Origin of the sequence: Peribacillus sp. NPDC101481, from assembly GCF_044767165.1 — a bacterium.
GTDB lineage: Bacteria > Bacillota > Bacilli > Bacillales > DSM-1321 > Peribacillus.
The window spans coordinates 476,878-499,853 of sequence record NZ_JBIWNJ010000003.1 but is presented as its reverse complement, the minus strand read 5'-3'; the positions used below and the strand labels follow the sequence as shown (position 1 = coordinate 499,853).

The following is a 22,976-nucleotide window of genomic DNA, read 5'->3' as shown; positions in this document are numbered from 1 at the left end:
ACCATCCGGATAGCTATTGCCTAACACCTAATTTACCCAAAACTATTTATTGTCTACCTTATTTGGATTATGATGGATGAATGAACCAAAAGTACCATTTTTTCATTCCTTCAATCCTAGGACATACTAAAAATATATTAGTTAGGAAGTTGAACTATGCGCACGTATCTTGGTTATATCACGATTTCCCTCTTGATTCCCGTCTTGATCCTTTTCATTTTCCTTTCCTATCAGGAGTGGTCCTTAGCGCAATCTCCCTATCATGTACTCGACGAGCGAATTCCCATTGAATCGATAGAACTGGCTCAGGATAGTTACATAAAGGCCGCAAATGGAAAGGTCATCAGTGAAATTTCCACTGGTGAGAAACGGACTTACCTTAAACTTGAAGACATCCCCCTATTCCTGGAAAATCTATTCATCGTTACAGAGGATCAGAAATTTTATGATCATGCAGGCGTTGACCTATCCGGCATAAGCAGGGCGCTTCTTATCAATTCGCAAAATAAAACAATCGAACAAGGCGGCAGTACCATTACCCAGCAGCTGGCCAGGAATGTTTATCTTTCACATGATAGGACGTATAACCGAAAACTCAGTGAACTCATTTACGCCTATCAGATAGAGCGAAAAAAATCAAAACCGGAAATCATGGAGCTGTATTTGAATGCCATATATTTCAGTAATGGAGCTTATGGAATCGAAGCTGCTTCCCAATATTATTTCAGTAAAGCGACTGAAGAGTTATCCAAGGCGGAACTTGCCTTCCTGGCCGCAATCCCTAATAATCCGGAAAACTATAACCCTCTTAAACATTTCGATGAGACGAAAAAGCGCCAGGAAAGATTACTGAAACAAATGGTGGCCGAAGGTGATTTAGAGCAGGCCGAGTACGAGAAGCTTATCAAAAGTACGATTAAATTAGACTTGTCCACCCCGGTCGACTTATATCCCGATTATGTGGCATATGTTCATCAGGAATTGAAAAACCTGGTGGCATCCTCCGAGGGTCTTGATAAATCTCTGCAAAGCCCTGAAGTCGCCATCCGTAAGAAAGCGGAAGCTGAGCTGGATAAAAAGGTCAAAAAGCTTTTGAATTCCGGTGTAACCATCCATACCGCACTCGATACCAAGCTGCAATCACAGTCAAAGACTGCCTTACAATCAAAAATCGGTGTCAATGATATCGAGGGAGCTTTAGTGGTTATACAGCATCATACGCACGAGCTTGTCTCTTTGATTGGGGGAAAAGATTATAAAAAAAATTCTTTCAACCGTGCATACCAAAGCTATAGGCAGCCAGGATCAGCCATTAAGCCGCTTCTCGATTATGCTCCATATTTGGAGGAAACGGATGCTGACACCAATCAGCTAGTTAGCGGTGCAAGCTATTGCAGCAATAGCTATTGTCCAAAGAATTATAGCGGTGACAGCTACGGGATGGTCACACTAAGAACTGCCTTCGCTCAGTCCTATAATACACCTGCCATAAGAATTTTTGAAAAGACGGGGGTGGAAACGAGTTTCAAGTACCTCGATGCTTTCGACTTTAAAAAGGTGAGCAAAAAAGACCACCATACGAGTTCGGCCATAGGCGGATTCGAATATGGCATGAGTCCCCTTGAACTGACAAATGCCTATACTTCCTTCAATGAAGGAAACTATCAGCCGGCCCGCGCCATTATTAAAGTCACCGATCAAGAAGGTAAAGTCCTTTATAAATGGAAAGAGCGCCCCAAGGAGATTTGGAGCCAAAGCACTGTAGCCAAGATGCGGCAGCTGCTCCATGAAACGATCATTTCCGGGACAGCCCGCAAAGCCTACTTTCCTACAGAATATGTCGGCGGTAAAACCGGTACGACCAATGATGTGAAAGACATGTGGTTTGTCGGCCTGACAGCAAACTATACAACGGGGGTTTGGATTGGAAGGGACAAGCCATCCAATCTACAATCCATTTATTCACATACACCCCATGTATTGATTTGGAAAGATATCAGCCAGACTGCCGAGTGAAAAAAGAAGGTGCCGCAATGGCACCTTCTTTTTTATGGCTATATGGGAATGCTTGCAATGACGCTGTTATAAAGCTTCAATCCTGCATAAGTGACTATTGAAATCAGTGCCGTCCAAACGAAGATTGGAAAGAAAACCAATCCCACTAACCTCGACAAGTTCAGGCTCGGGCTTAACTTATTGACAAAATAAATTAAAGCAACGACATTCGTTGCGATAAAGATGGACCCAAGCCCGATGATGAACTGAACACTGAACAATGAACAGGCACCGCCAATCACATATATGACAGACCCCTTTCTTACACTGTTCAGGGCTTTAGAATCCTTGGAAAAGAATAATAAAGACAGCTCCAATATCGTATCTGAGATCAGCTTCAATGCGGCAAAAACCATAAAGAATAATAAGAGCAATACGATCAGCAGCGCCAGCTTAATGCCGGTTTCAGAAAAAAACTCCAGCATCCCTTGGTAGATTCCCAAATTTCCAAATAAAGAGAGCATTTGCATTTCCCCATAAATGGCAAAGGAGAGGCTGAATAGTAGAATTGAAATGATTGGTAAATAGCTAAGTAAATATGTGTTTTTCATGATTTCTCCATCCACGCGTCTTTTATCCTATATTATGCAAGATAATCCATCATTTCACAATGAATACTCTACTAATTCACCCTGGAAAAACTTTTTTCAATAAATTTTTCAGGTCGGTTTCCCCTCCTTTTCTACCTATATATAAAACATCATTCAAGTTGGCCTTCACCGTTTTTAATGCCATGCAAACCCACATAAATTGCGTTATACTTTTAAGCGAGACAAGCATTCGATAATAAAATACATATTCAACGAAGATTTCCTAACGTCTAGGATTGCGCGAAAAAAGCATAATAAGACGACTGACTTCGTTTTAAAAAAGGGGGGAGTTTATGTCTTTACTTCATTGGGCGGTATTATCACCGTTTCTATTAGCACTTATTGTACCGATATTGTACAAACTATTTCGACAAATACATACAGGATGGTTTGTTTTGACTTTACCGATTCTCCTTTTCACCTATTTTTCAAGGTTCATTTCCTTGACCAAACAAGGGGATATCATTATGGAAAGGGCAACATGGATTCCTTCTCTCGGAATTCATGTTGATTTCTATGTAGATGGACTAGGGCTTTTGTTCGCCTTGCTCATTACAGGTATAGGTTCACTCGTCGTTCTGTATTCAATTTTCTATTTATCGAAAGTGAAAGAAAAGCTGAACCAATTTTACGTCTTCCTTTTACTTTTCATGGGAGCAATGCTTGGTGTCGTCCTATCCGATAACCTAATTGTCCTTTATTCGTTTTGGGAATTCACGAGTTTATCATCTTTTCTATTGATAGGATATTGGAATGAAAGGGAGCGTTCGCGTTATGGAGCGCAGAAATCCCTGCTGATCACTGTGCTTGGAGGCTTAAGCATGCTTGGTGGCATCATTCTCCTTTCCGTTATGGGGAACACATTCAGCATACGTGAATTGATTGCCCAAAGCGGGGAACTTATGGACCACTCGCTCTTCGTTCCTGCACTTTTGCTTGTGCTGCTTGGCGCGTTCACTAAATCCGCACAGTTTCCTTTCCATATCTGGCTTCCTGACGCTATGGAAGCCCCGACACCGGTCAGTGCTTACCTTCATTCCGCCACAATGGTCAAGGCCGGAATTTATTTGGTTGCCCGTTTAAGCCCTGTTTTTGCAGAATCAGGATTATGGTTCTGGCTCGTTTCGATCGCCGGATTGATCACCCTGTTCTGGGGTTCATTCTCTGCTATCAAGCAGACTGATTTAAAGGGGATTCTCGCTTTTTCCACCATCAGTCAGCTCGGATTGATCATGTCGCTTTTGGGACTTGGTGCGGCGGCCATTCACTATGAATCTTTAGGGGAAAATATATACTTGGCATCTACTGTTGCAGCAGTATTCCACTTGATTAATCATGCGACCTTCAAAGGCAGCCTTTTCATGGTTGCAGGCATCATTGATCATGAAACCGGTACACGTGATATCAGAAAGCTAGGCGGATTGATGCAGTTGATGCCGATCACTTTCACCGTCGCTGTCATAGGTGCTTTTTCAATGGCTGGACTTCCACCCTTCAATGGTTTTTTAAGCAAGGAAATGTTCTTGGCCAGCATGGTGAATGTGTTGGAATTGAATATCTTCAATATGGAGACATGGGGGGGCCTGTTCCCTGTGGTGGCATGGGTAGCCAGTGTATTCACTTTTATTTATAGCATGATCGTCGTGCTCAAACCCTTTACAGGCAAACTTCAGTTACAACTATTGGACAAGAAGCCCCACGAGGCGCCGATTGGGATGCTGATATCCCCGATCATCCTTGCTTCGTTGGTCATCGTTTTCGGTATTTTTCCAAACTTGCTATCTTCATCAATCATTAAACCTGCGGTAGCCGGCATACAGCCAAGCTTGGCGGGACCGGACTTCCAAGTCCATATCGCCTTCTGGCATGGATTCCAACCTGAAGTATGGATGACCATCGGCATCATAGCATTTGGAATCCTTTTATACAAAACGCTTCCGAAGTGGCAAAAGATCACCCAGTGGATTCCTGAACGTATATCCCTGAATGCGTTGTATGATAACGGGGTTAGAGGGCTCGAACGCTCAGCCTCCATCGTCATGAAAGTGTTAATGACAGGTTCGATTCGGACTTATCTGCTTTCAATCTTCCTTTTCTTCATTCTTTCCTTGGGCTTTTCGCTCTATCGGAAGGATGCATTTAAATTGGATACAGGGAATTTTGCCCCGATCGGCATATATGAATTGGTATTAGCTGCGATCATCGTGATTGGCTCGATCGCCATTCTGTTTGCAAAATCCCGTTTAACTTCCATTATCATCTTAGGAGCCGTCGGTTATACGATTTCCCTATTTTTCGTTTTGCTGCGGGCACCGGATTTAGCCTTGACTCAACTAGTCATCGAAACGATTTCGGTATCGCTGTTTTTGCTCTGTTTCTTCCACCTTCCGTTAATGGCAAGCAGAAAGGAAGAACGGATGACATTCAAGTTGAATAATGCCCTGATATCCATTGGTGTAGGAGTCATCGTGACATTGATTGCCTTATCGGCACATAGCAATAAACTATTTGATTCCATCTCCAGTTACTATCTTGAAAATGCTTATAAGGAAGCAGGCGGGAAAAACGTCGTAAATGTCATTCTCGTTGACTTCCGCGGACTTGATACGATGTTTGAAATCAGTGTCCTTTCCATCGCTGCGCTCGGAATATTCGCGATGATCAAATTGCGTTTGACAGGGGGGAAAGATAAATCATGAAGCAAAATGACCTGATTCTCCAAACGGTTACGAAAGTCGCCGCCTTTGTTATCTTGCTGTTTGCGGTGGCCATCTTTTTAGGCGGGCATTATTCGCCAGGTGGCGGGTTTGTCGGCGGTTTAATGACTTCAGCCGCCATAGTCCTGCTGTTGCTCGCTTTCGACATTAAAACCGTCACCGGCATCTTGCCGATTGACTATAAATTAATGATCGGGTCAGGCTTGTTCATATCAAGCCTGACCGTGGCCGGCGGGCTGGTGTTCGGGGTGCCCCTCATGACACATGTTTATCATTATGTTGATTTACCGCTTCTTGGGCATATCTCGCTTCATACCGCGGTACTTTTTGATCTGGGTGTTTATCTTGTGGTTGTTGGTGTAACGATGACCATTATTCAAACGATAGGGGAGAGTGAATAATGGAACTTTTAATGGCCATTGTCATTGGAATACTATTTATGTGTGCGACCTATTTAATGCTTTCCAAAAGCATATTAAGAATCATAATCGGTACAGGGCTTCTAAGTCACGGCGCCCACCTTTTGATTTTGACGATGGGCGGTTTGAAAGGCGGTTCCGTTCCATTGCTAAGTGATGAAGCTGCATCCTATGTCGACCCGCTTCCGCAAGCGCTTATCTTGACGGCGATCGTCATCAGTTTCGGAGTCACATCATTTCTGCTGGTACTTGCTTATCGGACCTACCAGGAACTCGGTACGGATGACATGGAAGAAATGAGAGGTACGGAAGCGAATGAATAATCTTACTTTCCTGCCTGTTTTATGGCCGCTTTTCACAGGCATCCTTCTCATTTTCTTTGCCAAAAAAATCAAGCTGCAAAGAGGGATATCCCTTACTTCCTCTCTTATCGGGATTGTGATTTCCCTATATCTAGTATTTACGGTCCATACTCAAGGGATCCTGACTTTAGGTGTCGGCAGCTGGGATGCGCCATTCGGGATCGTGATCGTCGCAGATATGCTTTCTTCGCTGCTCGTACTGACCACGAATGTCATTGGATTTGCAATACTGCTTTACTCGTTTTACTCCATAGGGGAAGAACGTGAAAGACATTATTATTATCCTGTATTTCAATTTTTACTGATTGGAGTGAACGGTGCCTTCCTAACGGGGGATCTTTTCAATCTATTCGTATTTTTCGAAGTCATGCTGATGGCTTCCTACGTGCTGCTGGTACTGGGAGGTACGAAAATCCAGCTGAGGGAATCATTGAAGTATATCATCGTCAATGTACTATCCTCTTCCTTTTTCGTCATTATGGTGGCGTATCTTTATTCAGTTCTAGGCACATTGAACATGGCTGACATCAGCCAGAGGATAGCGGAAGTCAACCAGCCTGGTATCATCTCGGTGATAGCGATTGGGTTTCTGATCGTATTCGGTTTGAAGGGAGCCATTTTCCCGCTCTTCCAATGGCTTCCAGGTTCCTATTATGCTCCGCCCATTCCAGTGATGGCCCTATTCGGGGCATTGCTGACAAAGGTCGGGATCTATTCCATCTTCAGGACCTATACACTCATGTTTTATCATGACCAGGATTTCACCCATACTTTCCTTGCGATACTTGCTATCTTGACCATCATCATCGGTGTCATTGGTGCGGTAGCCTATTGGGATGTAAAAAAAATCATCATTTACAATATCATCATCGCAGTCGGGGTTATCCTATTCGGCATCTCCGTCATGAATGAACAGGCTTTATCGGGATCCATTCTATATATCATTCATGACATGCTGATCAAGGCTGCACTCTTCCTTCTGGTTGGCATCATGATCAAAATCAGCGGATCGGATGATCTACGGAACATGGGCGGCCTGATCAAGCAATACCCGGCCGTCGCATGGACCTTCTTCATAGCTGCCATATCATTGGCGGGAATTCCGCCGTTCAGCGGTTTTGCCGGCAAGCTCCTGATTCTTCAGGGAGCAGCAGAAAATGGGGCCTACTTAGGAATGGCCGTTGTCTTGCTTTCGAGCTTGATGGTCCTATATTCCGTCATGAAAATATTCATGAATGGCTTTTGGGGAACTCCAAAAGCTGATTATGCCTTAACTAATAAAACGGTAAATAAAATGCTGGTTCCTGCCGTACTCCTTGTCATCATTTCCGTTTTATTCGGAGTAGGAACAGAATCAATATACCCATTCATAACGCAAGCTGTAGATTCATTAATGAATCCCGAAATCTATAACAAAGCGGTTTTAAAGGAGTAGTGCCAGATGTCATTCCAAATTTTACTGAATGTGTTCCTTGCGGTTATCTGGATGTTTTTGAAAAATGAGTTTAACGGGAGCACTTTTATCATCGGATATATATTGGGGCTCGGCATCATGTTCGTCTTCCGTCATTTTTTCAATGATCGTTTTTACTTGAAAAGGGTGAATGCCGTCTTTATATTGCTGCTCATATTCGCAAGGGAACTCATACTTTCCAACATTAGCGTCCTTAAGGCCGTGCTTAAACCGAACCTGGATATGAGACCCGGCATATTCGCATTTGAAACCGTGCTGACCAAGGATTGGGAAATTACGATACTATCGAATCTAATTACCCTGACACCAGGAACACTTGTCGTTGAAGTATCGGAAGATAATCGGATTCTTTATATCCACGCGATGGATATTGCCGACAAAGCCGAGGCCGTGGACAGCATTAAAAATACATTTGAAAAAGCGATTATGGAGGTGAGCAAATAATGTTCGATCTAATGCTTAAAATCGCGCTGCTAGGTGTTTCGCTTTCCATGATTGGATTCTTATACCGTTTAATCAAAGGGCCTTCCGTACCGGATCGGGTCATCGCACTCGATGCAATGGGAATCAACCTTATCGCAATCGTTGCACTTGCCTCCATTGTCATGGATACAAGCGCATATCTGGAAGCCATTCTTCTGCTCGGAATCCTATCTTTCATCGGAACGGTCGCTTTCGCCAAATTCCTTGAGAAAGGGGAGATAATCGAAGATGACCGCAATCGCTGAAATCCTATCGGCCCTATTCCTATTAATGGGAGTCTTTCTCTTTATAGTCTCGGCTTTCGGCATCATCCGGCTGCCCGACGTCTATACAAGAAATCACGCTGCCTCAAAAAGTTCGACACTTGGAATCATGTTCATCCTGATCGGCACCTTGTTATATTTTTATTATAAACATAGCCATTTCGATTTCAGGGTCGTGCTCGCAATCATCTTTATCTTCATGACCAGCCCTGTTGCCGGACATTTAATCATGCGCTCGGCTTATCATACTGGCGTAAAAATGTGGGATCGGAGTGTACAGGATGATTTAAAGAAAACCCGGTGATTCCTGCCATTGCAAAAGAGCTGCCCTGATTACAGGAGCAGCTCTTTTCTGCCTCAATCCTTTAAAAATACCTCATCGCCCACTCTGATTTCACCTGTTTGCATGACCGAGGCATATACGCCAAAATGATTTTTCCTTTCCTTGACCACAGTTTTCAAAAGTGATGGATCTCTCTGGGAATCGCTTGGATCGACAGTTATGATCATACAGCGTTCACAATGCCTTTTGATCTCCAATTCCACTTCATTTCCGATTAGAATCCTTTTTCCGAACCATTTCTCTTCTACAAAGGGCGTTTTGTTCACTAGAGATAGCACTAAATTTTGCCTGAATCTCCTGCCATCCAGTTCTTTTCCCCAAAGTTTTGTCAATTCGCCAATCGAGGCATCACTGACAAGCAGGATGTTTTCTTCTTCAATCGCTCCTAACGGAATATGTGCAGGGTGATAAACAACGGGTGCTGCCTCCTGTTTCAACAATCGGTCCATTTCCTCCTGAAAGGCTCCCTCTCCCCATGTCAGTACGTTTCCTGAAGGGGTCTTCACTTTGATTTCCGGATATTGGCCAAGGGTTTCCTCACCAGAAAAAACAGCTTTATAACGGACCATTTCCGGGACTTGGGTTATCGTCAGGAACTTCCCATTTTTATCTTTAAAGGCATGGCTGCGATCTCCATATAGTCCATAGTCCATCACCTTCGTTTTCTGTACCTGTTCACCAGTGAATGATTTTACAGGATGACGGGTGATTTCTTGTATATGACCCACCAGCATAAAAAAACCTCTTTTCATACAATAGTCTACTGCCATCTTATACTTAAACCGGACACTGTAGAATCATTGCGTCCCTTTATTGAAATCGTTCTTTTGATTCACTTTGGCTTTGGTAAGTCGATAACCGCCAATGTACAGCGTGAAATGCAGATAAGATGATCCTCTTCATCACGGATTTTCACGTCCCACACCATCGTCATCTTCCCGCGATGGATGATGTTCCCTTCTGCGGTAACAACACCGGAACGGACGCCCCTAACATGATTTGCATTGATTTCAAGGCCGACGACAGCTTGTTTTGTACTATCTACCAGCATCATTCCTCCAAAGCTTGCAACGGATTCCGCAAGGGCAACGGACGCTCCCCCATGCAATAAACCATACGGCTGCCTAGTCCGTTCATCCACAGGCATCGTCGCAATGACTTTCCCCTCGCCGACTTCTTTCATTTCAATCCCAAGCGTGCCTATCAATGACTTTTCAATATTTCTCTCCATCCCATTACCCCCGACTCTCATGTTTTTTTACCAAAAAATGAATCGCTATTCATAATAGTATACATAAAAAGGATGACCCAAGTCTATCAAGTCATCCGTCAATAATGTAAATGTATTATTTGGAGAGGATTTCTTTTAATTCAAACCAGCTTGTCAGTCTTGGAATATCCAATTCCCTGTTATAGGAGTTATCCATTGCATACACTTTCGTTGGAATATCCAATAACGTTTCCAGCACCGCCGGTTTATCATCAAAATAATAATCCAATTCCAATTTGCGGATCGTATCAATTTTTTCATGATCCTTCATCCCACAGTAAAAATGGTCATCCTTAACCGGAAAGCCGTTTTCAATCAGCCATTTTTTCGTCCGTTCACCATGCTCCGCTTTTCTGGCGGTAATGTAATAGATTTCATGGCCATCACGCTCAAGCTCCTGCAGCGTTTCCACTGCGCCCTCGAAGGCTGGACAGGATGAATAATACACTTCATCGGCAAGGCTGTTCCACATTTTGCCCCCAGCCTCTTTATCAAGCCCGAAAGCTTCATGGATCTCCAACGTCTTTAAAGCTCTGAATTTCGTTAACTCTATATTCGTCTTAAGCTTTTCATTATAAAGATGGAACGCGAACTCCCTCAAGTTAATAAGGGTATCGTCAATATCAAAACCGAATTTCATATCCTTCACTCCTATTCAAACATAAGCTGCGGCAAACTGTGATGCGAAGGACATTTCCTTGTCCACCTGAATGGCCTGTAATCTTTCAATCTCGGCTTTTCTTTTTGGCTCAGCCATTTTAAGTCCAAGGAAGCCAGTATCCCCCTGCAGGATGCAGCCAGAAATAAGCTCGGCCAATATATCGGCATCCTTCATGGCACAATTGAGTCCGAACGCACCTGTAGGTGTCATCGTATGGGCTGCATCACCTAATAGAGCAACGCCATCCTTTGTCCACGTTTCACAATAGCTGCTGTAAACATCCAATAAAATGAAGTCCTGCCAAGAGCGGATATTTTCATACACAACCTTTTTTAATTCAGGGAAGGCAAAAAGCAAATCTTCTATGAACGGTTCAAAATGCTGTTTTCGCAAATGGGGATATGAACCATGTTCTATATTCCAGCCAATTTGGATGAAACCTCCAGCCTGGGTAAAGAGGGCAACCTGGGAGCCATTGACCAATGCCATCTTGATCGAAGGCTTCCACCCCTCCGGAGCAGGAATTTTTGCCCACAGTAAATCATAGCCATGATTTTTAATCACTACTGGTATCTCCGCTTTTTTTCTAACGATGGAAAATCTGCCGTCCGCTCCGATTATTAATGAACTTTGCACTTCCAGGTCATTTCCGCCATTTCGAGCCTTGACTCCCGTAAAACGGCCCATTTCATCCTGTATCAAGTCAGTAACCTTCGTATTCATCATCAATTTAAAAGAGTCCAGCTTTATGGCTTGATTCAATATAGCTGTAAGCAGATGATTTTGAGGGACATGTATCCCAACATGATCGACCGGCCATTCAGGGAAAATCCTTTTGAATATTTCGCCGTCATGCCAATATTCAATTTGTTCCATCCTTAGCAAGCCAAGTCTTTCCACACTCTCGAATAAACCGTGCTTTTTAAGAATGCCCTCTCCTTCATCGTTCAAGAACTCGCCCCTGAACTCCCTCGAAACCTCAGAATGCCTCTCAAGCAAAACGACTGAAATATCCTGCTTGGCCAATAGGTAAGCCAGCAGCGCTCCACCAGGACCTGATCCGACTATGCATACATCTGATTTAACCAACATGCTTCTTCACCTGTTGTCTATTTTTTATTTAGGATAAGCCGTGATGCGTATGTCCTCACCAAACGTTTCCACGCCAGAGAAGGAAACATCCATCGCTTCATCCATCGTATCCACATTCATTCCAGTAAACGGTGTTAGTGAGTTTCTTCCGCCCAATAGCTTAGGGGCTATATAAATCAAGAATTTATCGATGAGCCCTTCCCTAAGGAATGAGGCATTCACTTCGCTTCCGCCTTCCAGCAAGACATCCGTAATCCCCTTTTTATACAGCTCTTCCATCAAAGCCCTTAGATTCAGTCCCGTCTCGTTTTTGGGGACGAAAATGAATTCGATCCCTCTTTCACGCAGAAGGTCCATTTTATCCGCAGGTGCATTTTCCTGCGTAACGATCAAGGTTTTCGCATCTGATGCTTGTACAACATTGGCATCCAAGGGAACCCGTAATTCACTGTCTAAAATGACTCGGATCGGATTTTTCCCTCCACCCGCCGGAAGTCTGGTCGTCAGGGATGGATCATCGGCCAACACAGTCCCGATACCAACTAGAATGGCATCCACCTCATCACGCAGCAAATGAACGGAGTGACGTGATTCTTCTCCTGTTATCCATTTTGAATGACCTGTGTGGGTTGCAAGTTTTCCATCGAGCGTCATCGCATACTTCGATATGACAAATGGACGATTCGTCAGCATATTGTGAATGAAACGCTCATTCAGCCTTTGAGCTTCCTTTTCCAGGACGCCAACTTCCACTTCAATGCCCGCATCCTTTATGATCGATATCCCCCTGCCGGCTACTTCCGGATTCGGATCTTGAGTAGCCACGACAACCCGCCGGACACCTGATTCTTTCACCAAATTTGCACAAGGAGGTGTCTTTCCATAATGGGAACAAGGCTCAAGAGTCACATATAGCGTTGCACCTTCTGCATACTCACCCGCCATTTTGAAAGCATGTACTTCCGCATGCGGTTCACCCGCTTTACGGTGAATCCCTGTCCCGGCTATCACACCGTCTTTGACTATGACTGCACCGACCACCGGATTCGGATTCGTCTTTCCTTTAGCACTGGCTGCCAAATCCAGTGCCAGCTTCATGTAATATTGATCATCATTCATACTATAGCTCTCCTTATACAATCAAAGTTGGCTTCTTTTGAGGAATATGTCCAGACTTCTTAACTTTTGTATCGAGATAGAAACTATTATCTTCCGTCAAACCGCCCCAAAGCGGAATATGGTCCTTTGCCGCAAGTCCATGCTTCATGAGGGCATCCAGCTTTTTGGGGTTGTTCGTGATTAAAGTCACAGGATCCTTGCGGAGTTCCCTCAACACGCGGATGGCTCCCTCGTAAGATCGCGTATCATCCTCGAATCCTAAAGCCTCATTCGCCTCGACCGTGTCATAACCTTCCTGCTGAAGCAAATAGGCAAGAGATTTTGAAAACAGGCCGATCCCTCTTCCTTCATGGTCCGCAAGGTAAAAAATGGCCCCGCACCCATGCTCGGTTATCATCTTCATAGATTGGTGGAGCTGGTAGCCGCAATCACAGCGTTTACTGCCGAAGATATCACCTGTGTGACAGATGCTATGCATCCGGACAAGTGCATCCTCCGACTTTTTAAAGTCACCATATACCAATACGGAGGATTGCTGTCCGAAAGCGAGGTTGGCTTCCGAGAGCGAATCAAGCACCGCTTCCTTGCCATTATCCGCGCCATCAAGCTGTAGCCATGTATACCATTGGAAAACCGTTGAGAAATCTCCTTGCTCAACAGGCAGGTTCACAGGCCCTACAAGGCATATATCAGCTTTTCCCGGTGTTTTTATGATATTCATTTTATCTATTAAAAGGTTTTTTGTTTCCTCGGTTATTTTCATGTTAACATCACCTATTTTTAATTTATAGTGTGCCTTCTCCTTACTTTAGGTAAGTAAGTATATTACTATACACTATACCTGTCAATGAAGCAGTTTACAAATAATAGTGTGTCTTTGATCATAATTTTCAAGAAGTTTATTTGCAGAAGAAAGGTCATTCCCAAACCGCTATCATATCGGCTGGCCTTTATACATATTTTAACGTATAACGAAAACGTGTCTATAGACAGACTTAAGGAAAGGAAGAAAACCTTTTGGAGGATTTCCCTTATTTTTTATACGACCCTATCCTGTTTCCGCCTCACGCCAGAGCAATGAATATGAATCGGGAACGGGAAGGAACACTGCGTCCCTACTCGGCAACCAATCCGGATCTACTAGTTAAATCGGCAAAGACCTCGCAATCCCTAATGGTTGATGTAAAAAAAGTCATGGATACTTTAGCCACATCCAAACCCTTCTCGAACCGGTTGATGACTGCTGCCCAAGCATCACAAAAAAATGTCGTGATCGATATGATCCGAAAGATAGGAATTAAGAACGAACCTGATATCACGTATAACCCCGATGGGATCCGTTTTGATTTCTATCCTAAAGCAGGGGAAGAAAATTGCCATATCATCGTCAGCTTGAAATGGAGGGATGTATAACGTTCGTCCAACACCTTTTTGGTAAAAAAACCGAAGCCTATTTTCGGCTTCGGATATTTGGGTTCATCTTGTTTTCGTTTCAAAGGTTTCAACCAATAGTGCAAGCGTGCGTGCCATGACACCGGTAGCCCCCGCCGTGCACAATTCAGAGCTGCTCGAGGTGGTGGATGTTCCGGCAATATCCAGATGGACCCACGGAGTGTCTTCGGCAAATTCGCCGATGAAGGCCCCGCCCATGATCGCATGTCCTGCCCCTCCAGGTGAATTATTCAAATCCGCTATTTTACTGTTGCGTACCCGCTCTTTATCCTTTTCTGTAATCGGCAATCTCCAAATGGGCTCCCCGGCCTCCTCTGAGGCTTTGACCACTTGTTCATAGAATTCCGTGTCATTTGTCATTGCTCCCGTCATATCCATGCCCAGTGCGGTTATGACACCACCCGTTAAAGTGGCAACGTCAATAAGATAGTCTGCACCATGATGTTTTGCGTATGTCATGGCATCCGCCAAAACCAGCCGGCCTTCCGCATCCGTATTCAATACCTCTATCGTCTTGCCGCTCATGGCAGTGATCACATCATCCGGCTTGAATGCATCACCGCTGATCATATTATCAGTGGAAGGAATGACAGCCACGACATTTTGGTCCGGTCCTAATTCGCCGATTATTTCCATTGCACCTAAAACAGCTGCCGCACCGCCCATATCCGTCTTCATTCCAACGATTCCTGCCTTCGTTTTCAATGAGTATCCACCCGTATCGAATGTGATGCCTTTACCTACCAACCCGATAACATCCTTCCATTCATCCTTACCTTGATACTTCAGGACGATCATTTTCGGAGGCTCGACCGAACCTTGATTGACAGCAAGGAGTGCACCCATTCCCAACTTAAGCATATCCTCCTTCTCGAGGATCTCCACTTCAAAACCATAACGTTCACCCAAGGCAGATGAATAATCCGCCAAATCCGTGGAAGTCAACAAATTGCCTGGCGTGTTGACCAATGTTCTCGCTGAATTCGTCGCCCTTCCGAAAATTCTCCCTACATGAAGCGCGGCACCGACCTCTTCTTGATCATATTCACTGTATACCGTAATCGATTCAAGGCTTTTTTCGACCTGGTTCGATTTTTGCTTGTATCCGTCAAATTTATAGGAAGCAAGTTCGAAAGCCTCGGAACAAGCATGCGCTGCATCCAACGCATCCAGATTTTCAGTCGTGAATGTATCCAAAGCGATTGAAAGTGTCGTAATCTTGGATTCTTTTATCGTCTTACGAGCTTTTCCCAACGCTTCGCGGAGCGTTTCAAAGGATAGCTCCTTTTCCTTGCCCAACCCTACAAAAATCAATCTCTTTATGCCTAATTTACCTAATGTATGTATTTTGACCACTGATTTTTTCCTGGAAGAGATTTCTCCCTCCTTCACTAACTCTGTTAGCTGGCCGTCCAATCGTTCATCTGCTTCTTTTCCTATGCCTGAGAATTTTACGGGTCTGTCAAATACGCCTAAAATCAGGCATTCGTCAATCAAATCTATATTCAAGGAATCTTTTACTGTGAACATTCTGCTACCTCCTCCATTCGATTACATTCATTATAACGAAATCTTCAAAAATTTTCGAATAAGGCCCGCAAAAATAATAATAACAAGTGATATTGTTTAGAATGAGTGACTTTAGAGTAATAGTATAAGAAAGATCATATTTATACTTATACCAGCAGGGAATCGACAGGACTGAATGGAACTAATAATAAGGGCCTTATTCCGAGCAGGATGTAATTACCCATATATGGTTTTCATCTTTACTTATAACTAGAAAGAAGGCTGATACTCTTGGAATTATTACTCAACTTCCCTTTAATCGCAGCATTGATTGCCATTTTCTTTGCTCAATTCATTAAAGTGCCCATCCACTTCATAGCATTTCGTAAAGTGAACTGGTCACTCATTAACTCAACAGGCGGTATGCCAAGCTCCCACTCAGCGGCCGTGTCAGCCCTAACCGTAGCGGTAGGGATCGAAACCGGTATGAAATCCCCTGTATTTGCCGTTGCCGCGATTTTTGCAGTCATCACGATGTTCGATGCGACAGGTGTGAGACGGCAGGCAGGAGAACAGGCGGCCGTCTTGAACCAGCTCGTTACGGACTTCAATACATTTGTCGAGCAAGCAAAGAACTGGCAGAAAAAAGCAGATAAACAGAAACAGCAACAATTAAAGGAACTGTTGGGACATAAGCCAATCGAGGTATTTTTCGGAGCCTTGACCGGAGTATTCATTGCGCTGGCACTTCACTTTTTCATCTTTCAAGGGTAGGTGTTCAATTTGAAAATAATCTCTCTTTGCCCCAGTAATACGGAACTCTGCACATATCTAGGGATTGAAGATCAGCTGATCGCCATCGATGACTACTCTGATTGGCCTGAAACCTTACAGCACCTTCCTAAGGTGGGGCCCGATTTATCCATTGATATCGATCATGTAGAATCACTAAAACCCGATTTGGTGTTGGCTTCACTAAGTGTACCGGGCATGGAAAAAAATATTGAGGGGCTAAAGGAACGGAACATCCCTCATATCATCTTCAACCCGCAATCACTTGAAGATATCGCAAAAGATTTACTGACCTTGGGCGATGCCATGAATCTTAAGGAAAAAGCAGAGGAACAGGCTGCCAAATTCCGTGATGCCATCCTTCAATACAAAAACGTCGCAGACAAAATCGAAACAAAGCCGTCGCTGTATTGGGAATGGTGGCCTAATCCCTTATTCAGCCCCGGGGGAGTTAATTGGTTATCCGAGATCAGCACGCTTGCGGGAGGATATAACCTTTTCGAAGATGTCGACAAAGCAAGCATTCAAGTCACTTCCGAAGAGGTCCAAAAAAAGGATCCCGACCATATTTGCTTAGCTTGGGTCGGTGTCCCTTTACGAAAAGTAAACCCGGAGCTGGTCAAGAAACGGAAAGGGTGGACTGATATGAAGGCAGTCCGGAATAACAATATTCACATAATGGAAGAGCCTTTATTCTGCCGCCCCTCCCCGCGATTACTGGATGGGCTTTCCAAATTGGCAAAGACTCTGCATCCTGAAGCCTACAAAAGCATGGACTAAGGCGGCCCGAACGGAAAACAGACAATCAAAAAGGCTGCCTCAATTGAGGCAGCCTTTCGCTTTCACCTTTGTCCATCATTAAAAAGCAAAGGAAGCTACATTATCGTTCAATGTTTTCTGAGCGATTTTAGGCTTGAATACCTGCCTGATCTTGGTTTCATTCAACTTGCTTAACTGTTCTTCGGATAACTCGCCGTTCCCTTTTTGGACAACATATACTTCAAGGGTTTTCTTCCCCCAATTCTCATATACATCTTGTACAGTTTCGTAGTATAGATCCAGGTGGTTTCCTTTGATTGCACCACCCTTGTCCGCTACAACCCCATATCCATAGCCCGGAATCCAAAGGATGGTTCCGAGAGGGAATACGGTAAGATCGGCGGCAATGGTGGAAAACAGATCCCGTTTCACCTTCACCCCTGAATAAGTGATACCATAGGATGGGCTTTCCGGGTACTTTCCGGTAGATTCATACCCTGCTGTATATCCTGTAGCCAAGACTTCATGCTTCGGATATTTCGAGAGCTCGATTGCCTCCGCTATCGTCACGGGACCATCGCTCGTGGATGCGGATGCCATTAGCGTCGCCACTTGACCTCCACTATGGATGGCTTTATATTCGAGACCAAGCATTCGATGTTTTCTCATCACCTCTTCAAAAGGATGATCCACAGGCACGGCCCCAAAAACATGATTTAAGGTCGAGTCGATGGCCAAGATAAATAATATGATAATAGCAACCCTCAAAAATAACGCCTTGACAATCTTCATATGTATTAGTTCCACTCCTCTCACAAGGATATTTGTTCCCCTTCCAGAGTGAAAGTATTCATAAAGCATGAAAAGATCTAATTTTCCTTACAAAAAAAGGCCCGTCCATAAATGACGGCCCTTCTCATTATTAAAACATTTGATATCCTTTATTCCTTAGAATCCTGATGACCACACCAGCTAAAACCGCGCCAAGCAGCCCACTTGATAAAATGATGATGTCTGCCGTATGCAAGGAAGTGAGGTTCGTTCCAAGATTTGAAAAAGAAATTCCCGGATTTCTAAAATATTCTATTAGCTTTGTTTCATTGACAATGATGATGAAGACAATTGGAAATAAGATGACCATGATCCACGAAGAACGAAAGAGCATATTCAGCAAAAAGCCAATTCCGAAAAACAATATGAAAAATAAGAGTATTGAGATAATTAAAACAGGCAATGGCATGTTATTCTTGACCCTCCTTAAAAACCGACACCTTTAGTTTACTGAAAAAATAATTGCTGCGTCAACGACTTATACCAAATAATTCCGAAGAAAAGATAATTACCCAAATTACATGAATAATTTATATGATGTATACCCAAATTGATCTCCCGGGTTCAATCCGTCAAGCATCGTCTGCATTCTCTCCTTTTTAAAAGCTAAAAGCTGTTCCAATAGTAATGATTGCTTCCCTTCCTGCATGAGTAAATCAGGGTCATAAAATTTAGCTTCATATAGTTCATCCAACTGAGCGGTTACTTCAAAACTGACCGGTTTAAGTAAAAATATCAACATATTATCACTAATATTCCCTTTAATGACTCCGCTTCTCACTCCTACAATGCCTTCAATTTCTGTATGAATACCCGTCTCCTCCAACACTTCCCTTACGACAGCTTCATCGACGGTTTCATCACTTTTGACAAAACCTGCCGGAAGCGACCATTGCCCTTTCAATCCGCCATACCTTTTATTCACGACCAGCCATTCACCCTTATCAGATATCACAAGGCCGGACACTGCAAGCCAAACATTTTTGCATCGTTCCACCAAGAACCACTCCCCTCTATATTCATAGTAAACTTCAAACAGCAGAAGACCATACGATTAAGCTTCGTCATCCAAACCCCATTATATTCCACATAAGAACCGTGCATACTCCGATTGATGGCACGCTCACCCATTGTTGGGATGTCAATGAAAAAGCCATTCAGGGAAATTCCCCAAATGGCCTTTATTTATATATAGAAAAAATTAAAGGACGTTGAATTTACCTTTTTTAGCAACAAGGGAAGCTCCGCCAATCATTAACAACGCTCTGTTATCAACCATCTTCTTCAGGAATGATGCAGTCTTACCTGTAACTTTCTTGCCGAATACAACACCAATCGCGTTGTCTTCACCAAGTGAACATACCGTTCCTTTGTTTTCGAAAGTGAACGTTTCAAGGTCACTTTCGTTACGAACCAATTTAGTCAGGTTCTTCGCAATGACCTCACCTTGCTGCATCGCGATTTGTGCGGTAGGTGGATATGGACGGTTTATTTCCTCGTTGATGATCAAAGCGCAGTCCCCTACGATAAAGATATCGTCATGACCCGGTGCCCGCATGTCAAGGTTCACTTTAATACGTCCGCGCATAGCTTCAAAACCGGAAGCCTCTATCACGGAGTTTCCTCGTACGCCAGCTGCCCACACTACGGTTCCCGCTTTGATTTCTTCCACTTCATCTTCGCCTTTTGCCACGATGATGCCTTCAGGAGTCGCTCCCTTGATCGGTGTTCCGATTTTGAATTCGACACCTTTTTTCTCAAGGTAAGATACTGCATAATCCACCAATTCCGGATCGAAGCCAGGGAGGACGGCTGGTGCTGCCTCCACACAATACATACGAACCTTTTGGAAATCGATGTCGTATTCTTTACAAAGTTCAGGGACACGGTTAGCCAATTCGCCTAGGAATTCGATTCCCGTAAATCCTGCTCCTCCAACAACGATCGTCAAGCGGTCTTCATTCTTTTCGACCTCAGAACTGTACGTAGCAAATTGCAATTGGATATGGTCACGGATTTTACGTGCCGTGTTCACGTTAGAAATAGAGAAAGCATATTCTTTTAGCCCTTGGATTCCAAACGTTTCCGATTCAGGTCCAAGTCCAATCACTAAGTAATCATAAGAAATTTCGCCGTTTTCAAGGATGACTTTTTTGGTCTCTGTTTTCACTTCCAAAACAGAATCCTGGATGAATTTAACTTTGTTGTTAATGACACTTTTGATAGGATACCGCACACGATCATGATGAAGCGTTCCAGCCGATGCTTCATGCAGCCATGTTGTTTCATAGTGGTAATCATTTTTGTTAACTAATACGATTTCTGCTTCATTTTGACCTAATGCCTTCTGTAAGCGAGTAACAGTCATCAATCCACCATAACCTGCTCCTAAAACAACGATAGTTGGCTTTTTCAAAAGTATTCTTCCACCTTTACGATATTTTCTTGTGATGCTTTCCATAACTAAAATATATTGTCTATCTTATTAATTTCCATTATAAAAAGCACTCTTATACATTTGTGACGTATTTCACGTAACACTTCGTAATTGTCATGAAAAATTCATAAAAATTTTACCTAATGATGTCTAAGTAAATATTAGTCTTTTTCCATACCTTTTTCAAGTAACAAACCGAACTTTTTAGGGTTAAAATCACGCCGAAAAACGTTACTTTTCACCCGGCTGCTATCCATATTTTTACGATATGCTAACATTGGCAAAGGGCAATGTTCCCCACTTTTGAAAGAGGATAAAGAACATTCATTATTAAACCGCCTGTATATAGTCAAAACTTTCTCACTTTTCTAACATTCTCCGTTTTTTCAAAGACCATCTATGTTAAAATAAGAGAATAAATTTCAGCAAACCTAGTATATCGGAGGGATAACGTTGGAAGTTAATGAAAAAGTTTATGATATTACCATCATTGGCGGAGGCCCAGTTGGATTATTCACTGCATTTTATGGAGGAATGAGACAGGCATCCGTAAAAATCATCGAGAGCCTGCCACAATTAGGCGGACAATTGTCTGCCCTTTATCCTGAGAAGTACATCTACGATATCGCTGGTTTTCCCAAAGTGCGGGCTCAGGAGCTAGTGAATAACCTGAAGGAACAAATGGCAAAGTTCGAGCAGGATGTTGTCCTGGAGCAAGCCGTTCAAAAAGTGGAAAAGCAAGCTGATGGAGTTTTCAAGTTAACGACTGATAAAGAAATCCATTACTCCAAAACGATTATCATCACAGCTGGAAATGGGGCTTTCCAACCCCGCCGCATCGAAATTGATGATGCAAAAAAATACGAACGCGGCAACCTTCACTATTTCATCGACGACCTCAACCATTTTGCCGGAAAAAAAGTGGTGGTCTTCGGAGGTGGGGATTCAGCAGTGGACTGGGCCCTGATGCTGGAGCCTATCGCCGAGAAAGTGAGCATCATTCACAGAAGAGATAAATTCCGTGCCCACGAACATAGTGTAGAAACACTTAAAAATTCAAAAGTTGAAATAAAGACTCCTTACATACCTTCAGAGTTGATTGGTACAGACGGACGGATCCATACAATTGTCATCAAGGATACGAACGGTGAAGATACAGAGACGATGGAAGTGGATGCTGTCATCGTTAACTACGGCTTCGTTTCTTCTCTTGGTCCCATCAAGGAATGGGGACTTGATATCCAGAAAAACAATATTTTGGTGAATTCCAGAATGGAAACGAATATCCCCGGAATTTATGCAGCAGGTGACATTGCAACATATGATGGCAAAGTAAAATTAATTGCAAGCGGTTTTGGTGAGGCACCCACTGCCGTCAATCACGCCAAACAATATATTGACCCAAAAGCAAAAGTTCAGCCGATGCATAGTTCCTCCATGTTTTAAAAATTACGCAAAAACCCGACTTTCATAGCCGGGTTTTTTTATTGTCCCCAATTCGGTTATTGTGGATAACTTTTTTCATTACTTATCCACAGCGCTTACCCTTGTCATTCTAAGGGTAAAGAGTAGGGGAAGCCATGAAAGGAGAATGCATAAATGAATATTTTAATTGCAGGAGCCAATGGAACGACAGGAAAGCAGATCATTGGGGAATTATCAAAAAATCCGCAAATGACTGTTTACGGAATGATCCGGAAAGAGGAACAGGCCCAAACAATAAAAGCACTCGGCGGGCATCCAATCCTTGCTGATTTAGAGGGAAATGTGGATAAAGCAGTGGATAACATGGAAGCCATCATTTTTGCAGCCGGATCTGGACCAAAAACAGGGCCCGATAAAACGACAGCTGTGGATAAGAATGGAGCCATTAAACTGGTTGATGCCGCCAAGAAGAAGGGAATCGAACGTTTTGTCATGCTAAGCTCTGTCGGTTCCGATAATCCGGAACAAGCCCAAGAAGGAATGCACCATTATCTCGAAGCAAAGCATGATGCCGATGAACATTTAAAAGCAAGCGGGCTGACATACACGATTGTCCGGCCGGTTGCTTTGACAAATGAACAAGCTATCGGAAAAATATTTGCGGATGAGAAAGTGGATCATACTGACAATTCCATTCCAAGAGCCGATGTCGCCGACGTTCTTGCAAAAACAATCACAGAAGAAAAAACATTCAATAAAACATTCGAGATTTCCAGCGGCACCCTCCCAATCACGGAGGCCCTGCACAATATTTAAAGCAGCAAATAACCATGGAAAAGGGCACTTTTTTTAGTGCCCCCTTAGACCTTAGACTGTAGTCAAATTTGATGTTTGCCTGGTTTTTTCTTTAATAAGCGCTCCAG

The 22,976-nt window shown here is 43.4% G+C and carries 25 protein-coding genes; 13 read left to right on the top strand and 12 right to left on the bottom strand.

What is annotated here, in order from left to right; translation table 11 throughout:
- Nucleotides 1-156 precede the first annotated feature (156 nt).
- Nucleotides 157-2,016 (top strand): transglycosylase domain-containing protein, encoded by a 1,860-nt coding sequence (locus ACIROD_RS21160; protein ID WP_402943802.1) that lies wholly within the window; start codon nt 157-159, stop codon nt 2,014-2,016.
- A 38-nt stretch (nt 2,017-2,054) separates the two neighbouring features.
- Here the strand turns inward: ACIROD_RS21160 and ACIROD_RS21155 are convergent, their stop codons facing one another.
- On the bottom strand, nt 2,055-2,606 hold the full coding sequence (locus ACIROD_RS21155; RefSeq protein ID WP_402943799.1) for a DUF5366 family protein: 552 nt from the start codon (nt 2,604-2,606) through the stop codon (nt 2,055-2,057).
- A 332-nt stretch (nt 2,607-2,938) separates the two neighbouring features.
- Between ACIROD_RS21155 and ACIROD_RS21150 the strand changes: the two genes are divergently transcribed.
- The 7 genes from ACIROD_RS21150 to mnhG are packed head-to-tail and all read left to right on the top strand — an operon-like array spanning nt 2,939 to nt 8,667.
- Entirely contained in the window at nt 2,939-5,344 is a 2,406-nt protein-coding gene (locus ACIROD_RS21150; RefSeq protein ID WP_402943796.1) for a Na+/H+ antiporter subunit A, read from the top strand.
- Complete coding sequence (locus ACIROD_RS21145) at nt 5,341-5,763, top strand: Na(+)/H(+) antiporter subunit B (protein WP_098371445.1); 423 nt, start codon at nt 5,341-5,343, stop codon at nt 5,761-5,763. The genes ACIROD_RS21150 and ACIROD_RS21145 overlap by 4 nt, the downstream gene beginning before the upstream one ends.
- Nucleotides 5,763-6,104, top strand: a complete 342-nt coding sequence (locus ACIROD_RS21140; protein WP_076368129.1) for a Na(+)/H(+) antiporter subunit C — start codon at nt 5,763-5,765, stop codon at nt 6,102-6,104. The genes ACIROD_RS21145 and ACIROD_RS21140 overlap by 1 nt, the downstream gene beginning before the upstream one ends.
- Nucleotides 6,097-7,578: a Na+/H+ antiporter subunit D gene (locus ACIROD_RS21135; protein ID WP_402943792.1), complete on the top strand. Its 1,482-nt coding sequence runs from the start codon at nt 6,097-6,099 to the stop codon at nt 7,576-7,578. Before ACIROD_RS21140 ends, ACIROD_RS21135 begins: the two co-directional genes overlap by 8 nt.
- A 6-nt stretch (nt 7,579-7,584) precedes the next feature.
- A complete protein-coding gene (locus ACIROD_RS21130) occupies nt 7,585-8,061 on the top strand; it encodes a Na+/H+ antiporter subunit E (RefSeq protein ID WP_402943789.1) in 477 nt (158 codons plus the stop codon).
- An 11-nt stretch (nt 8,062-8,072) separates the two neighbouring features.
- The gene (locus ACIROD_RS21125; RefSeq protein ID WP_370023645.1) at nt 8,073-8,345 is read left to right on the top strand and encodes a Na(+)/H(+) antiporter subunit F1; all 273 of its coding nucleotides are present in this window, start codon (nt 8,073-8,075) and stop codon (nt 8,343-8,345) included.
- The gene (gene mnhG / locus ACIROD_RS21120) at nt 8,329-8,667 is read left to right on the top strand and encodes a monovalent cation/H(+) antiporter subunit G (protein ID WP_402943786.1); all 339 of its coding nucleotides are present in this window, start codon (nt 8,329-8,331) and stop codon (nt 8,665-8,667) included. Before ACIROD_RS21125 ends, mnhG begins: the two co-directional genes overlap by 17 nt.
- Before the next feature lie 53 nt (nt 8,668-8,720).
- Here mnhG and ACIROD_RS21115 read toward each other — a convergent pair whose 3' ends face one another.
- The 6 genes from ACIROD_RS21115 to ACIROD_RS21090 all read right to left on the bottom strand — a co-directional run bounded on the left by ACIROD_RS21115 (nt 8,721) and on the right by ACIROD_RS21090 (nt 13,611).
- Nucleotides 8,721-9,440 (bottom strand): MOSC domain-containing protein, encoded by a 720-nt coding sequence (locus ACIROD_RS21115; protein WP_402943783.1) that lies wholly within the window; start codon nt 9,438-9,440, stop codon nt 8,721-8,723.
- Between the two features lie 98 nt (nt 9,441-9,538).
- Nucleotides 9,539-9,937, bottom strand: coding sequence for a hotdog fold thioesterase (locus ACIROD_RS21110; protein ID WP_402943780.1), 399 nt, complete (start codon nt 9,935-9,937; stop codon nt 9,539-9,541).
- Nucleotides 9,938-10,052: 115 nt separating this feature from the next.
- On the bottom strand, nt 10,053-10,616 hold the full coding sequence (locus ACIROD_RS21105) for a 5' nucleotidase, NT5C type (RefSeq protein ID WP_101223622.1): 564 nt from the start codon (nt 10,614-10,616) through the stop codon (nt 10,053-10,055).
- A gap of 15 nt (nt 10,617-10,631) precedes the next feature.
- Nucleotides 10,632-11,729 carry an FAD-dependent monooxygenase gene (locus tag ACIROD_RS21100; protein WP_101223623.1) on the bottom strand — a complete coding sequence of 366 codons (1,098 nt, stop codon included), beginning with the start codon at nt 11,727-11,729 and terminating at the stop codon, nt 10,632-10,634.
- Nucleotides 11,730-11,753: 24 nt separating this feature from the next.
- Entirely contained in the window at nt 11,754-12,848 is a 1,095-nt protein-coding gene (gene ribD, locus ACIROD_RS21095; protein WP_402943775.1) for a bifunctional diaminohydroxyphosphoribosylaminopyrimidine deaminase/5-amino-6-(5-phosphoribosylamino)uracil reductase RibD, read from the bottom strand.
- 13 nt (nt 12,849-12,861) lie between these two features.
- Nucleotides 12,862-13,611, bottom strand: coding sequence for a GTP cyclohydrolase II (locus tag ACIROD_RS21090; RefSeq protein WP_402943770.1), 750 nt, complete (start codon nt 13,609-13,611; stop codon nt 12,862-12,864).
- Between the two features lie 254 nt (nt 13,612-13,865).
- Here ACIROD_RS21090 and ACIROD_RS21085 point away from each other — a divergent pair, with 254 nt between their 5' ends.
- Nucleotides 13,866-14,261 (top strand): YuzC family spore coat inner layer protein, encoded by a 396-nt coding sequence (locus ACIROD_RS21085; RefSeq protein WP_230176205.1) that lies wholly within the window; start codon nt 13,866-13,868, stop codon nt 14,259-14,261.
- 63 nt (nt 14,262-14,324) lie between these two features.
- Here ACIROD_RS21085 and ACIROD_RS21080 read toward each other — a convergent pair whose 3' ends face one another.
- Nucleotides 14,325-15,830, bottom strand: coding sequence for a leucyl aminopeptidase (locus tag ACIROD_RS21080; protein ID WP_101223627.1), 1,506 nt, complete (start codon nt 15,828-15,830; stop codon nt 14,325-14,327).
- 270 nt (nt 15,831-16,100) lie between these two features.
- Between ACIROD_RS21080 and ACIROD_RS21075 the strand changes: the two genes are divergently transcribed.
- Both ACIROD_RS21075 and ACIROD_RS21070 read left to right on the top strand, forming a co-directional pair.
- The gene (locus ACIROD_RS21075; RefSeq protein WP_101223628.1) at nt 16,101-16,583 is read left to right on the top strand and encodes a divergent PAP2 family protein; all 483 of its coding nucleotides are present in this window, start codon (nt 16,101-16,103) and stop codon (nt 16,581-16,583) included.
- A 9-nt stretch (nt 16,584-16,592) separates the two neighbouring features.
- Nucleotides 16,593-17,381, top strand: a complete 789-nt coding sequence (locus ACIROD_RS21070) for a cobalamin-binding protein (protein WP_402943737.1) — start codon at nt 16,593-16,595, stop codon at nt 17,379-17,381.
- Nucleotides 17,382-17,459: 78 nt separating this feature from the next.
- On the opposite strand, the gene ACIROD_RS21065 is transcribed toward ACIROD_RS21070, so the two are convergent.
- From ACIROD_RS21065 to ACIROD_RS21050, 4 genes are all read right to left on the bottom strand, one after another.
- Entirely contained in the window at nt 17,460-18,014 is a 555-nt protein-coding gene (locus ACIROD_RS21065) for a 3D domain-containing protein (protein ID WP_397315667.1), read from the bottom strand.
- Between the two features lie 268 nt (nt 18,015-18,282).
- The gene (locus ACIROD_RS21060; protein WP_063234052.1) at nt 18,283-18,600 is read right to left on the bottom strand and encodes a YuiB family protein; all 318 of its coding nucleotides are present in this window, start codon (nt 18,598-18,600) and stop codon (nt 18,283-18,285) included.
- A 108-nt stretch (nt 18,601-18,708) separates the two neighbouring features.
- Entirely contained in the window at nt 18,709-19,188 is a 480-nt protein-coding gene (locus ACIROD_RS21055; protein ID WP_241592845.1) for an NUDIX domain-containing protein, read from the bottom strand.
- A gap of 204 nt (nt 19,189-19,392) precedes the next feature.
- Entirely contained in the window at nt 19,393-20,607 is a 1,215-nt protein-coding gene (locus ACIROD_RS21050) for an NAD(P)/FAD-dependent oxidoreductase (protein ID WP_101223631.1), read from the bottom strand.
- A gap of 474 nt (nt 20,608-21,081) precedes the next feature.
- Here ACIROD_RS21050 and ACIROD_RS21045 point away from each other — a divergent pair, with 474 nt between their 5' ends.
- Nucleotides 21,082-22,074 carry an NAD(P)/FAD-dependent oxidoreductase gene (locus ACIROD_RS21045; protein WP_402943727.1) on the top strand — a complete coding sequence of 331 codons (993 nt, stop codon included), beginning with the start codon at nt 21,082-21,084 and terminating at the stop codon, nt 22,072-22,074.
- Nucleotides 22,075-22,227: 153 nt separating this feature from the next.
- Nucleotides 22,228-22,869 carry an SDR family oxidoreductase gene (locus ACIROD_RS21040; protein WP_101223633.1) on the top strand — a complete coding sequence of 214 codons (642 nt, stop codon included), beginning with the start codon at nt 22,228-22,230 and terminating at the stop codon, nt 22,867-22,869.
- Nucleotides 22,870-22,976: the final 107 nt, after the last annotated feature.